The organism is Oceaniferula spumae (assembly GCF_042849255.1).
Classification (GTDB): domain Bacteria; phylum Verrucomicrobiota; class Verrucomicrobiia; order Verrucomicrobiales; family Akkermansiaceae; genus Oceaniferula; species Oceaniferula spumae.
This window is the reverse complement of the sequence record NZ_AP026866.1, coordinates 4,336,302-4,349,715: the sequence shown is the minus strand read 5'-3', so window position 1 is coordinate 4,349,715 and position 13,414 is coordinate 4,336,302. Positions and strand designations below refer to the sequence as shown.

Sequence of the window (13,414 nt, the reverse complement as noted above, 5' to 3'; positions counted from 1 at the left end):
TTTCCCCGCCCCGACACACGTCCCAAGCCGAAATTCTCGGTTTCATCAAACTTTTTTCCAACCATACTTCTACCATGAAAGTTCTCTCATCACTTCTCTCTATGAAAAAGCGCCACGAAGACTGCCAAGTCGTGAAGCGCAAAGGCACGCTCTATGTTATCTGCAAGAGCAACCCCAAGTTCAAAGCCCGTCAGGGTGCGACCAAGGGCACTCGCCTGAGTAAAAAAGGTGTGAAGTAATTCACTCCACAGCATCTTTTCCAAAGAGCCTGCTCCGTTCACTCGGCGCAGGCTTTTTTTGTAGCATGAGCGTCCCTGCTCATGACCTCCCCCCCGAAGCGAAGCTTCGCAAACTATCTTCTAATCACCTTCCAGGCGATCAACACCAGCAGCAAAACCACCCCACCCACAATCGCATAGATCCACCAAGGTATCGGCACAGCAGCCACCATTTGCAGTTCGATAGGCTTTTCCTTACACTCGGCCAGCTTGTATTTCCACTTCAGCGTCTTTCCTCCATTCAGGACTTCATGGGCATTGGTGCTTTCCACCTCTTGGGGAAAGTGGATGGTATAACGGAACTCAGACTCACCAAGCATACCGGTGCCTCGTTTTCCCAAATACTGTTCCAGCAAAGGTGTCAGATCCACTTTCCGATTAATCCCAGCTTTCAGACCCTGACGTTCAATCACAAAATCCCCCAGCAAGGCGTGGAGAAGCCGGTCAGATTTACTCTTGGAGTCTCCCGAAATGGACTTGCTGTGTTTATCCAACAAATCCTCCAAGTTCACCAGATCTCCCGTTTCCACCTCGATGGTGATCACCCGCTGCCCGTTGACTCGCTCCACGCTATTAGTCAGGAGGTTCAGCTTTTCTTCCTCACCAATTTCCTTGTCAATGATCGCGATGAGATCTGCCGCATCTTCATCGGAAAAAATTAAAGCCGGCACTGTATAAACTGCTTTTAATCGGGCAGAGCCATCGCCATGGAGGAAAATCTCCTCATCGCCATCGATACAGGAACTCAACAGCAGGACGACCATGGAAAGAAAACCCAGGAAAAGATGTTTCATGCCCCAGCACTCTGCATGATCCCGCACAGCCTGCAATCACCAATCAGCCTCGTCCGCCCCTTGCTCGCCCGATTCTCCCATCGCAGACAATTCCCAGTATTTTTGAAGTACTTCTATATGCCCTGCACAAACCTGAATCAAGGAGCGGAGTTGATGTTTTTCGCTTCGATTTGGAAGAACGCCTTGTCCGTGTGGGCATATGGAATGGTGACCGACCAGTTGTTGGCTCCATGAACCGATGTCACGGCTGGATCATCGGGGGTGTTAGCGGAGAACCACTGCTCGAGATTGTAGGAATACAGCAGGTCCAGACCGGAGTCGTTGACGGACGGATCCAAGGGAATGGTGTAGCTTACCGTAGTGGTGTCTGCGACAGGCACTGGCAGGGTGTCATGAACATCTGGCTGGAGGCCGAGGAAATATTCCACACCATTCGGGATCTGGTCACCATCGGAGTCGGAGGTGATTCTGGCGTCGGGGTGACTTGTCGAGCCGAAGTGGGTGGTCTGCCACTGACCGAACGGGGTGAGGCTGGTGGTGACTCGCACGTTGTCGAAATCAACATAAGTTCCAGTGCCGTCGGTCTTGATAATGCGGATCGCCAAGTGCTGGTTAAAGGTCTGCTCCTCGGGCGCCGTGTAACTGACTGAGATGTCGGTGAAGGCGTCTGCAGTGAGGCTGCTTTCCGGCACGTTAATGCCCGCCACAGTTTGTCCGTCTGCGACGATTTCGAGTCGGGCATTGCCGTAGGTGCCAGCCAGCCGTTTCCCCAGTGCGACAATTAAGGTGTAGGTGGTGTTGGGCTCCAGGCTGGTAGGGAAGGTTTGCTGGAAAAAGTTTCCTGCGGAACCACCGGAGAAAAAAGCGACGTGTTTGCCGTTCATATTGGGAAGGACCCCACCGTTAACCGTGTCCGCGCTGGCACTGTAGAAGGTGGCATTGGGGTTGTAGTAGCCGTTGGAGCCATCGGCGGCGGCAATTCCCGAAGCAGCCAGAACCTCCCAGCCGATCAGAGACAGGCTGTTGTTGGCCCCTATGTTGATCGTGTGGATGCCACCATCGGCAAGTGAGTTGTTGCTCTCGATGTTTGCGTTGATTGGAGAGGGAGCCGGGGTTCCGGTCAGGATGGCATGCCATTGGGCAGCGTGGTCGGCGAGTCCTGCACCGTTGAAGTGCACTCCGTCGGAAAGCTTGCCAGTCAGATGGAAATCATCAGTTCTTGCCCCGAGCCGGGTCATTGTTTGTGCGTGGATGACATCGCGCTGGGCGGAGGTGATGCGCAGCTCTTTGGTTAGATTTGTGCTTGGATGGAAGGAAACCTGGGCCAGAAACCAAGGCACGTCCCATCCAGCATCGGTGCGGGAGTTGGCAATGATGGTAAGGAGCCTCGATTCATAGTCCGCATGAGAGGTGCCACTGTTGGCATCGGACTCGCCCTGATGCCAGAGCACCGCTTTGAAGCCATTGACCGGCAGGGACTCGACCGTGGGTTTGAGTCGGCTGGCATAGAGGGAAGTGACCCACTGTTGCACGCTGGTGCCACCTTGTCCGACAGAAATAAATCCGATGGGAATGTCCTCACTGGCCACCAGCAGGTCACCGAGCCTCGTCCATGGCGAACCACCTGAGCCATTGGCGATGGGGAGAGGATCAGAAGCATGTTCCCAAGAATTTGCCGTGGTGCTGAGTCGCGCGGACACACGGTCCTCAGTGGAGGTGATTGCCGGGGAGCCAAAATTGGCGGAATTTGACTGACCCGCGATGACGTAGATGTCCCCCACTCCGACTCTGTCCAATGTTGTGACACCACCCGACACGCCGCCTTCCACCTTGCGAACTTCAAGCGTGTACCAGCCCCCGGCTTGGATGTCAGCCAAGGTGCCGGAAAAATTACCATCGCTTGGTGAAATGTCGACGGTTTGCCAGTCAGAGGAGGTTCCCGAGTCACCCGCCACAACACGCGCTTCGATGCTGTCCGCGCTGCCGCTGTATGTTCCGCTTACGGGAATGCCAGCGGTATTGTCAGCCTCGCGTTGGATGATCTGGCGGGTGGTGGGGTGGGTCAGACTGACGCTCGGCGGCGTGGTTCCTGTTGGGTAACCGTGCACGTCGATTTCATTGACCACGATGCCCGGAGCAGCTCCGCCCGAACTGGCGGGGACAAGAAACTCGATGCGAATACTGTCCACACCTGAGACGATGATTCCTGTGTCGTCTTCCGTCACCTTGGTGTGGCTGTAATGATGGGGGTCATCGCCCGTTCCAAAAGGATTGTAGTTTACCGTGTGCAGCTCGGTGTAGAGGGTTGAGCCAACCAGTCGCACCCAGATCTTGTAATTCTGATTGGCGTGCATGGCAGAATTGGCATGCCAGCCTTGGAAAACATCGACAGCCGTGATGTCGTAGCCATCGGTGTTGGCGGAGGTGTTGAGGTTGAAGGTGACACTAGCCGGCAGCTTTGAAATGTTCCAGAAAGTGCTGTTAGATGTATCGACATTGGTGCCGCCATTGTTGACACCCGCGCTGCCGAAATTGGGAGTGTTACTGTGAACCACTGGACCTGAGAAGGTGGCTTGTCCTGTATGCACGAGGTCGGTGGTCGATATCTGCGAGGCCCACGGCTGGCCGCTGAGCGCAGTGCCCTGCAACGTGGCATCATTGGCCTCCGTCACACTGGTGACAATACTTGCAGAAACGTTGAGGAGTGACAGGAGGACGAGTGCGGGGAAAAGGAGGGTTTTGATCATGAGATGTATAGTGACAGGACTAAAAAAGGCGGTGGAAATCATCCACCGCCCTACGAAAATTTTGAGACCCAAGGGCGAAGACTCGCCTTAGCGTCTGCGGCGCAATAGAGCTCCCAATCCTGCGAGGCCGAGTAATGCGGCAGAGCTAGGCTCCGGAACGGTGGCCACTCCTTGGACGTCGATTTCGTTGACCACGATGCCGGGAGAGTTTCCGCCCGAGGCCACAGGGTCGAGAAATTGAATGCGGATGCTGTCGACTCCGGAGGCGATGATGCCGGAGCTATCTTCAGTCACCTGGGTATGGCTGTAGTGGTGGCTGTCGTTTGCGGTGCCGAAGGGGTTGTAGTTCACGGTAATCAGGGGTGTGTATACTGCCGATCCAACGGTGCTGACTGAGATCGTGTAGTTCTGGTTGGCGTGCATCGCCGAGTTCATGTTCCAGCCTTGGAACACATCCACAGCGGTGATGTCGTAGCCCTGCGTATTGGTGGAAACATCCAGATCGAAAGTAACGGTTGGTTGGGAGTTCAGAGTGGCGTCGTTCCAGTATGTGCTGTTGCTTGTGCTGACGTTTATTCCACCATTGTTGACTCCATTGGAACCGAATGTCGGGGAAACACTGTAAGAGCGCCCCGAATAAGTGCTTTGACCAATGTGAACGAGATCTGTCGTTGAAATATCGCCCGCCCACGGTTGGCCGTTCAGGGCGGTGCCTTGGTTGGTGGAAAAATTGGATTCCGAAGTGCTGAGAATGACAGCAGCATGTGTATACGCAACGGATGCCAAGAGCGAAAGAGGTAGAATGATCTGTTTGAACATAGTGATTGGGGATATTATAGGAGGCTTCGTTGGTTCGCATGCACGCAGAACGAAGTGTCGCAAAATCTATGACAAGGTATGACAACCTCAACAAAAAAAACTTAGAGGGTGTTCATATATGGAAAGCTTGCAAATTCCAAAACTGGTGTGCATCACGCGATTACAATCCATGGGGTTCGTTAAAGACAAGTAATCCAAAGCAAGCGCTGGATATTTAGGAACTAACGCACCGTAAATTTATCCGCATTTTTTTGTTAAGGTTGTTCGAGGGCTTTACATATTAGTGTGTATCATGCCCGTTGATCCCCTAGCCCCTGAAACCCGCGATTTCATCAAGGAGTTGACCCAGAATCAACTCGCGCTGATGAATTATATCCGCTCGCTCATGCCATGGGCACCCAACGAGGTGAATGACATTTTACAGGAAACCAATCTTACCCTCTGGGACAAGATCGCAGAATACGAGCTGGGCACCAATTTCAAAGCCTGGGCATTCACTATCGCTCGCTACAAGGTGCTCAACCACCTGAAAGTCAGCAAGAGTTCTCAGCTGGTTTTCTTCGACAATGAGCTAATCGATCAAATCAGCGCCGCTACTTTGGAGCGTGGCGAGCAGGCATCGGACATGAAGGCGCACGCCCTTGAGCAATGCCTGCAAAAACTTTCCCAAAAACAACGCGAGCTGCTCAGTGCCCGCTACGGCACGGAGGTCACCGTTGAACAATACGCCGACAAATTAGGCCGCTCCCCTTCGTCCCTCTACGTCACCCTCAATCGTCTTCGCGCCAAGTTGAAAGACTGCATCCACAACCGCATCAGTCTGGAAGGAGATCCGGCATGATCAAGCGCGACACCTCCCCGATCCAGCTGGGTATCCTCGACGGCTCACTGCAGCCGAGTGAGATGGCCGACCTGAAAAAGCGACTACTCACCGATCCGGATGCGATGAATGCCTATTTGGATTTCATCGAACTGGAAGGTCTGCTGCACGCCAAATACTCCCACAGCACGAACATTGCCCGTCCGATGCCCCGGCTGATGGATGACGTGGTGAAACGCCAGCGCAAGCGTCAGGTGAAAATTTCCATCTTCGCTGCGGCTGCACTGATCGTCGTGCTTCTGATTGCAACCGCCTTGTTGCGGGCTCCCGAACCACCGCAGGCCATCTGTCAATTTTCCCCAGATCATGCCTTTGTGATGATCCATGCAGACGGTAAGCAGAGCACCGATGGAAAAATGCTTCCCGGCAGCACCATGCAGCTCAAGAAAGGCACCGCCGAGCTGCTGCTGGACTCAGGTGTAAAAAGTGTCGTCGAGGCCCCCGCCGAATTCACCCTGACTGATGAAGGCCACCTCGATTTCACCCACGGCAAGGCATGGTTCCACGTGCCGCTAGCCGGCAAGGGCTTCACCGTGAGCACACCACGCATGCGAGTTGTCGATCTCGGCACCGAGTTCGCCATTCATTCCCCGAAGAAAGGGAGGGCTTCACTCCACGTCTTCACCGGCAAGGTCGAACTCAGCGCCAGCCATGGAAGTGGTGAAAAACTCCCTGTCTCCGCTGGCTCAGCCTATTCGGTCGATGCCCAGAGCAAGGTGCATTCCATCCCTCTGGACTCCGACCTCTTCTACCGCAGCCTACCAGACTTTACCGGCACCCTCGACCTGGATCCGTCTAGGGAGGGCGGTCTTGGAGTTCAGATCAATACCACGCCGAAACTCATCGCCAACCGCGACCACAAAGCGGCAGACAACCACTGGGGCGTAAACTGGGAAGGTCAACAACTTCAGGTGACATCACGCCGGATCTGGGTCTCCCGCCAAGACCTCGGCGAAAAAGCACCCACACTGACCACCACCATCTCCGGTCTCAAACCCAATCAGCACTACGAGATCTCCATCCGCCACCCGATGCACCACACACACCCACTAGGTCCTGTCCGTGCCGCTATCGAAGGCGCGCCGTTGAAGGAATACAACCAGCACAACAGCGAATTGCTCGTCACATCTGAAGAAAATTCCGAATTCTCCGATTACCGCAGCATCCTCGGAACCCCCCAGGCCGATTCCACCGGCACCATCCGTATTCGTATTTCTCCGACCACACGCAAGGACTCGCGCAGTTACTACAGCGCCGTAGGTATCCGCGAAATCCACACCGAGTAATTCATCTCTGAAACCTCTCATCCCGAGAACTTCAAACCCAACAAGCAAACCATGAAAAAAACAATAATGACCACAGCCCTCGCCGTTGCTTTCGGCGCGGCACCACTGGCTAGCCACGCTGTAATTACGGTATTGTCCATCAACGGTGGCAATGCGGACGGCTTCACGGCCACCACCCCCAGTCTGAATACTGCCACCCCCGCTGGCGACAAGGACAACTTGTGGGGCTTCAGCAGCACCAATAATCAGGCACTCTTGGGGTCTGGCGACGGAACTGGAGAAACCACGAGCTTGTCCGGTCAAGTATGGGTTTCCCGCGGCGACAACCCCGGTGGCGAAGATAACCCGATTCTCACCACCTCAATCAGCGGACTGGATACCGGCACCCTCTATAACGTCTATGGCTATTACCTCAGCAGCAACGGCCCCTCTGACAACTGGGGCATGCAAATAAAGCTGGGCACGGATGCCTCGTTTACCACTTACACAGCAGCTGATGGTGAAGTCTTGGACTCGAGCAACGGGGGGGCTGGAACCACCTTTTCGTTTCTACGCCGCGTCTATCTCGGCCAGTCGACCCTGGGCAGTTCCACGGTCGACGTCAATTTCGATGACATCGGTCCCGGAGCCGGAACGCGCGGATTCATCAAGGGGGTCGGCATCGAAGCCGTTCCTGAGCCATCCAGCGCTGCGCTGCTCGGTCTCGGTGGTCTTGCGCTAATCTTGCGCCGCCGTCGTTCGTAAAAAATCACCAACCCAACCAAATAACAAAACCATGAAATATACAATAATGGCCACAGCCCTCGCCGTTGCTTTCGGCGCGGCACCACTGGCTAGCCACGCCGCTATCTCGGTGTTGAAATTCGATGAAACCAAAGACGGCTTCACCACCTCCACCACCCCTGCGCTCTCCACCAGTAATGCAGCGAGCAATGCCACCGATAATCAGTGGGGCTTCGCTACCCCCGGTGCCTTTGCGGACGCTGGAGTAGGAACGCCTGAAGGCAACGCCCTCGAGGACTACGTATGGGTTGCGCAGAGTAAAAATGGCAGCGAAGAACCCAATGTTCCTGACTTGGCAGTCAGCATCAGCGGGTTGAATCTCGGCACATCATACAACATCTACGGTTATTATGTGGTCAGTGACGGACAATTCTGGGGTATCCGCTTAGGTCTCGACGGCGGCGGTTTCGGTGCTTATTTTTACGGTGACGGAACACAGATCGGAGATGAAGTTAGCGGAACGAGAATGGAAAGAGTTCTTCTTGGCACCGTCGACAGCACCACAACAGCAACGGTCGACGTGTCGCAACTCCTTTCTGCAAACGCCGACTACCGCAGCATCGTCAAAGGCGTCGGTATCGAAGCCATCCCTGAACCTTCCAGCGCTGCGCTGCTTGGTCTCGGTGGGCTTGCGCTGATCCTGCGCCGCCGCAAGTAGACTGACTATTGATTAAGTCCGAAGGCGGAATTGCGGTAGCCGTGATGCATCATCATCGCTGCCGCGTTTCGCCTTTTTTGTCTTCTTTTTTCGACCGGTCAATCGCTCCCTTGTTAGGCGAAGCGAAAACGGCGCATCGCGGGTCACGCCCAGCCGCTCGACCACTGGCAACTTCGCCTTCTCCGGTTATCAGTTCAGAGGCAACACCGCGTTCGAGGCCGACGAAGTCCGCTTCGGCGAAACCTGGGAAAGCGTGCAGCCCATCGCCGACTCCGATCTCGACGGCCTGGCCGATGATTGGGAAGCCGAACACTGAGGAGACCTTTCCGGCATGGCGAACACCACTCGGACGGTGATGGTTTAAGCAACAAAGGCAAAGCCGAGTTCTCCTCCGGCACAGATCCACTCAATGCCAAGTCACTCCCGCAGGCCGACCCTGACGAGCTTCACAGCCGCTACACGGACCCCGCCTACCAAGCCGACCGCACCGCGCTTGAAGAAGGCCTGCAAAAACTCCGCCGCCAGTATCGCGTGCCAGGCCACACCTCATTACGTAGCCACGAGAGCTTTCGGGATTAGTAGTCTTCGGTTAGAATTTCCTGAGCGCGAACCACTAGGGGTGGATTTTTTGGGTGACTGGGCGGCCGCGGAAGCGGTCGTCTGGGTCGTTGGTGCCGGGGAGATTGATTTGTAATTGGTGATTTGTGATTTGTGATTCTCCAAGACCGGCACCCAGGGTGAGTTTGATGGCGTCGGTCATTTCCTTGGGGTTGCTGGTGCACGCGGCGCGGGGGTCTTGCACAGTGATGGACTTGGTGGCGGGTCGCCACATGATGGCGGCGGGGGTTTCTGATTTGATCAGGAGCTCGCCGGGGGTGCTTTTGAGTTCGCCCGGCTGGCGGAAGAAGGCGTGGGTGGTGTGGTCTCGGGTGTCGGTGAGGGCCTGGATGCTTTCGGTGTTAGAGAGCACGGTGATGGGTGGGGATTTCAGCCATGTGGTGGCGTCGACTTTGTCCGCGCGCATGCAGACGAAGTAGGCACAGCTGGCGTCCTTGACTTGGCGGCCGTGGTCGATCCAGAGGTGGAAGATTTTTCCCTGGTAGCCGGGTTTGACGGCTTTGCGGATCATTTCCTTGTGTTCGTCGGTGTATTTCAGTCCCGGCACGGGGGTGTAGGGGGTGCGGGTCAGTGCTTGGAGGCGGAGTGTGCCTGGCTTGTTAGGGCCAGCTTCAGCACCGGTTGGCAGGATGAGGTAGCCGATGCCGTTTTGCTCGATCCAGTAGCGTTGGTTGAGCGGCAGGGTGATGTCGTGCTTGTCGCTGCTGAGGGAAATGGTGGTGATTTTTCCGTCCTGGGCGATGATGCGGATGTCGGATTTCCAGTCGCACTGGTTAATGTTAGAGCGCACTGTGGTGTCCTCTGGAGTTTTTTCGCGCGTGGCGGTGATGCCGGTGTTGAGCACGGCGAGGCCGTCGTCGGTGAAGGCGTAGAACTTGTGGGCTTTGGCGCCGTGGTGGATGTAGTCGAAGGTGAAGGCGGAGTGACCGAGGGTGCCATCCGAGACGCCGCCGGCGGTGGTGCCGCGTCCGCGCCGGTAGCGGTCGGGGCGGTAGGTTTCGAAGTCGAGCTTGGTGGTGCCGGGCAGGGCGCGGAAGAGCCAGAGCGGCGGGTCTGCGAAATTGTGCAGCTGTCCGCTTTTACGTTTGCCGTAGTATCCGGCGGCGATGCCGTAGGCGGCATTCGGGCCGTTGTGGGGGTGGATGGTTTTGAACTCGTCGCCGGTGCGCATGAAGGTGGTGACGCCGTCGCCAAAGGACATGTTCCAGGGGATCTGGCCGGCGAAGCTCTCGATGCCGCCTACGCACGGTGAGGTCATTTTGACGTCGATGTAGAAGTCCTGATGGCGGTGCACGGTGAAGAGGGAGCGGTAGAAAAAGCGGTGTCCTTGGATGGAGTTATCGGCATTTGCTTTGACCCGGTCGTGGAGTGCCTGGAGCTCGCTGCGGGTCTGCGGGTGCATGGTTTCCTCCGGGCGTTTGAGCAGGTTGGCGGCTGCACTTGCGAGCCAGTTGGCGGTTCCGCGGTGGTGGTTGTGGCGGCCGTTGGCGCCCCAGCAGTAGGTGCCCTTGTAGTAGATCCACTCGATGGCGAGCAGGTATTGGGCAAGGCGGCGGTATTGCTCTGGGGTGAATTCCCAGGGCGATGCGTTGGCGGGGCGTCGGACGACGCGGTTATACCAGGAGGTGCCGTAGCCGAGCGGGTGGAGCTGGCGGCCGTTGACATTGTGGAAGGTGAACAGGCCGTCGGATGAGAGGCTTTCTTGGGTTCCTTTGGCGAAGCGGAACTGGGAGTCTTGGAGACAGGCGGCGGCGTCCCAGGCGTAGGGATTGTCGAGGCAGGAGGCGGCGCGCCAGAAGTTGATCATGAGGTTGTGGTCGTCGCTGTAGCCGTCGTTGGCGCCGTGGTGGGATTCCGAGAAAAACGAGCGCGAGAGACAGGTGGCGATGGCATACTGGGAAAGCTCGGCGCGGATGTTGAGCGAGCGGGTCTGATAGAGCGGGTGGTTTTCGCAGAGCGCGAGGAAGGAGCGGAGTTGCTCGTAGAAGCGCATGTTACCGCCGTCCGTTTTGCCGAATCCGCTGACCTTGAGTTGGTCTCTGTTTTCGCGGATGAACTGGGAGCGGGCGGCGATGAGATCGAAGACGGCTTGGGCGGCGCGGGGTGAGCCGTGAAGGGTGCGACCGCCGAGGAAGGCGTCGGCAATGGGTATGATGACTTTGTGCACCATGTCGCGGTTTTCGATGAGCTTTGTTAGAGCGTTGGCGTCCGGTGTGGTGCTGTCGGCTGGGTAAAGGGTATCGAGCAGGGTGATGGCTGTGCTGTCGTCTTTGAAGTGGGTGATTTTGGCTTTGCGGTGGGCGAAGTTGTTCGTGATCGCGGCCAGGGCGTTTTCGCGATTGGGATCGACTGTGTGGACGAGCGCGGATCCAGGCACGGGGGTGAACTCGCTGTCGCCTGGGCGTTTCCATTCGAAGGTGCATTCGAGCTGCGGGAGTTCGGTGGAATTTGCGAATGTTAGAGTGATGGGGGCGTTAGTGGGTGTGTCGGTGGAGAGGATGATTTCCTTGGAGAGATCGGTGGTGGGCTGGTCCGCGATGGTGAGTTTTCCGGGGAGGTTGGAGTTTAGTCGGAAGTGGGTTTTGCCGGGCTTTCCCAAGAGGATTTTGCCGCTGATCTGGATGTGCACCGGGTAGTGCTTGCTGATGTCGCCGAGGGGATACTGGTGGTAAGCCTTGCGGGCAATGATGGTCTCGGGTGTGGTGGCGATTGTTAGGTTTGGTAGAGGGATGTGGAAGTAGTTGGGGGCGGTCCACCAGGGTTTGGTGACATCGTCGAGTGGCGGGGTTTTGATGGATTCGGCGGTGCGGAAGGCGGGGTAGTCCTTGTGCGCGCGGGGGAAGTTTTCTGGCCAGGTGATGGCGGGGATTTTTGGCGGCTGGGTGGCATCGATGGCGTCCCAGTTATCGCGCCGGATGATTTGGGCGAGCAGTCCTGGGTAGAGGGTTGAATCAGCCATGTTGATTGTGAAGGTGTGGTCGCCGGAGATGGCTCCCTTGGCAGTGGAGAAGTGGGCGCGGAAGGTGGAGGTGCGGGTGCGCAGGGCGAAGAGGGAGAGGTCGAGCTTTTCGGCTGGGCCGTCGAACCACATGGCTCCTGTTTGAGTTTCTGTTAGGACTAGATTTTGTCCGGATAGAGCTCCGGTGCTTTGGAGTTGCAAGTGGTCGCCGGCTTGCACGGTGATGGTGTCGCCGATGGTTTTTCCGTTGATGGCAATGCGGCCGGGGTTTTGTTGATAGGGTTCGCCCTGGGCGATAGCGAGGCGGTAGATGCCGCTTGTTAGAGCAATGGCGGGGAAACTGATGACCCCTTTTTCCGTGGCACTGGTGGCGGCGACTTCGCGCCAGTTGTTGTTTTCGTTTTCGCGGTGCAGCAGGGCGTAGAAGCCGTTTTTGCCGAGGAAGTCGGTGGAGAGTGTGTCTTCTTGCTGGAAGGAGAAGTGGCCGGTGGACTGAGTGTCGGGCTTGGATGTTAGATGCCATTCGCGGCCGTAGGAGGAGGTGTATCCAGCGGGAAGGGAGTCGATTACTGGGAGGGAGCTTTCGTTGGAGCCGATCCAGATGTCCGCGTCTGCGGATGTCGCCTGGAGGGTGAGTTCGCCGCTGGTTGCGGTGCGCTGGTTGGCGCTGATTTTGGCGGGTGATTGGCGATGATTGTTAGAAAAGGCGTTGTCTTGTGAAATGCCCCACCATGCCATGAGGCGCTGTCGGATTTCCACCGATTGCTCTGAGGCGAGTGCTTCGTAGCTGCGGAGTTCGCCGAGTGGGCCGGTGAGTCGTGCCACGCCTGGGTAGCCGTAGCCGAAGTGCCAGAAATCGACGGCGGCGTTGATGGATCCGACGGGGCTGCCGTTGATGAAGATGTTCGACCGACCGTTTTCAGGGTGGAACTCGATCAGCCACGGAGTATCAGCTGCGGGTGCTTGATCGGGTTTGAGGGTTGCGGTCGACACAGCTCCAGCCCGGTTCTCGGAGCGAAAGATGATCCTGCCGTCCTTGGCATGGGTGAACTGGACGAAGTTGTTCCAGTTGCGACTGCCTTTGCCGACGAGGCCAAACCATTTGCCTTGCTCGGGGGCGGAGATGACGAGGTAGGTGTGGTTTTTGTCTAGGCTTACGGGTTTGGCGAGTTTGCTCGATCCGAGGGTTACCCAAGGGCGCTGGGAGTCGTCGGTGATGACTTTTTCGGCAGCACCTTCGAGAGCCTTAGTGATGCGAATGGGTCCCCCGCCCTGCAGGATGGGTGACGGGAGCTGTTGTATGGATGACTCGTCATCAAGTTCGAGAGCGGGAGGGATGGGGCGAAGTGATTCTTCGGTGGCCTCGGAGCCTGACGCTGGTTTTCCGAATGGCAGATAGGGGTAGAGAAAGTAACCAGCAAGAAGGAGAGCTATGAGAATGAGAAGCTTTAGAAATTTCATGTTAGAGAATGATGCGTTGGCTCACAACTCGGCTTTTTTCGTATGACCAAAGGTTAAGATCGAGAGTCTAAACAGTGAGAGGCAGTGGAGAAAATATCTAGGGTGAAGTCGAGCGTCCAGCCATCATAGAT

At 56.5% G+C, this 13,414-nt stretch carries 11 protein-coding genes; 6 read left to right on the top strand and 5 right to left on the bottom strand.

From position 1 onward, the window contains the following. The first annotated feature begins 74 nt into the window (after positions 1-74). Complete coding sequence (gene ykgO, locus ACSPJT_RS18505; RefSeq protein WP_435894048.1) at positions 75-239, top strand: type B 50S ribosomal protein L36; 165 nt, start codon at positions 75-77, stop codon at positions 237-239. A 113-nt stretch (positions 240-352) separates the two neighbouring features. Here the strand turns inward: ykgO and ACSPJT_RS18500 are convergent, their stop codons facing one another. The 3 genes from ACSPJT_RS18500 to ACSPJT_RS18490 form a co-directional block, all read right to left on the bottom strand. Next, positions 353-1,072 (bottom strand): hypothetical protein, encoded by a 720-nt coding sequence (locus tag ACSPJT_RS18500; protein WP_435894047.1) that lies wholly within the window; start codon positions 1,070-1,072, stop codon positions 353-355. A 137-nt stretch (positions 1,073-1,209) separates the two neighbouring features. Beyond that, entirely contained in the window at positions 1,210-3,819 is a 2,610-nt protein-coding gene (locus ACSPJT_RS18495) for a sialate O-acetylesterase (RefSeq protein ID WP_435894046.1), read from the bottom strand. 87 nt (positions 3,820-3,906) lie between these two features. Beyond that, positions 3,907-4,638, bottom strand: a complete 732-nt coding sequence (locus ACSPJT_RS18490) for a PEP-CTERM sorting domain-containing protein (protein ID WP_435894045.1) — start codon at positions 4,636-4,638, stop codon at positions 3,907-3,909. Between the two features lie 292 nt (positions 4,639-4,930). On the opposite strand from ACSPJT_RS18490, the gene ACSPJT_RS18485 reads away from it, so the two are divergent. The 4 genes from ACSPJT_RS18485 to ACSPJT_RS18470 are packed head-to-tail and all read left to right on the top strand — an operon-like array spanning position 4,931 to position 8,245. Then, entirely contained in the window at positions 4,931-5,479 is a 549-nt protein-coding gene (locus ACSPJT_RS18485; protein ID WP_435894044.1) for a sigma-70 family RNA polymerase sigma factor, read from the top strand. Next, positions 5,476-6,804: a FecR domain-containing protein gene (locus tag ACSPJT_RS18480; RefSeq protein ID WP_435894043.1), complete on the top strand. Its 1,329-nt coding sequence runs from the start codon at positions 5,476-5,478 to the stop codon at positions 6,802-6,804. The genes ACSPJT_RS18485 and ACSPJT_RS18480 overlap by 4 nt, the downstream gene beginning before the upstream one ends. Before the next feature lie 51 nt (positions 6,805-6,855). Continuing rightward, the gene (locus tag ACSPJT_RS18475; protein WP_435894042.1) at positions 6,856-7,548 is read left to right on the top strand and encodes a PEP-CTERM sorting domain-containing protein; all 693 of its coding nucleotides are present in this window, start codon (positions 6,856-6,858) and stop codon (positions 7,546-7,548) included. A 31-nt stretch (positions 7,549-7,579) separates the two neighbouring features. Beyond that, complete coding sequence (locus ACSPJT_RS18470) at positions 7,580-8,245, top strand: PEP-CTERM sorting domain-containing protein (RefSeq protein ID WP_435894041.1); 666 nt, start codon at positions 7,580-7,582, stop codon at positions 8,243-8,245. A 52-nt stretch (positions 8,246-8,297) separates the two neighbouring features. On the opposite strand, the gene ACSPJT_RS18465 is transcribed toward ACSPJT_RS18470, so the two are convergent. Next, entirely contained in the window at positions 8,298-8,558 is a 261-nt protein-coding gene (locus ACSPJT_RS18465; protein ID WP_435894040.1) for a hypothetical protein, read from the bottom strand. On the opposite strand from ACSPJT_RS18465, the gene ACSPJT_RS18460 reads away from it, so the two are divergent. Next, the gene (locus ACSPJT_RS18460) at positions 8,543-8,824 is read left to right on the top strand and encodes a hypothetical protein (protein WP_435894039.1); all 282 of its coding nucleotides are present in this window, start codon (positions 8,543-8,545) and stop codon (positions 8,822-8,824) included. The two genes, ACSPJT_RS18465 and ACSPJT_RS18460, sit on opposite strands and share 16 nt — an antisense overlap. A 34-nt stretch (positions 8,825-8,858) precedes the next feature. Here ACSPJT_RS18460 and ACSPJT_RS18455 read toward each other — a convergent pair whose 3' ends face one another. Next, on the bottom strand, positions 8,859-13,283 hold the full coding sequence (locus tag ACSPJT_RS18455) for a polysaccharide lyase family 8 super-sandwich domain-containing protein (RefSeq protein ID WP_435894038.1): 4,425 nt from the start codon (positions 13,281-13,283) through the stop codon (positions 8,859-8,861). Between the last annotated feature and the right edge of the window lie 131 nt (positions 13,284-13,414).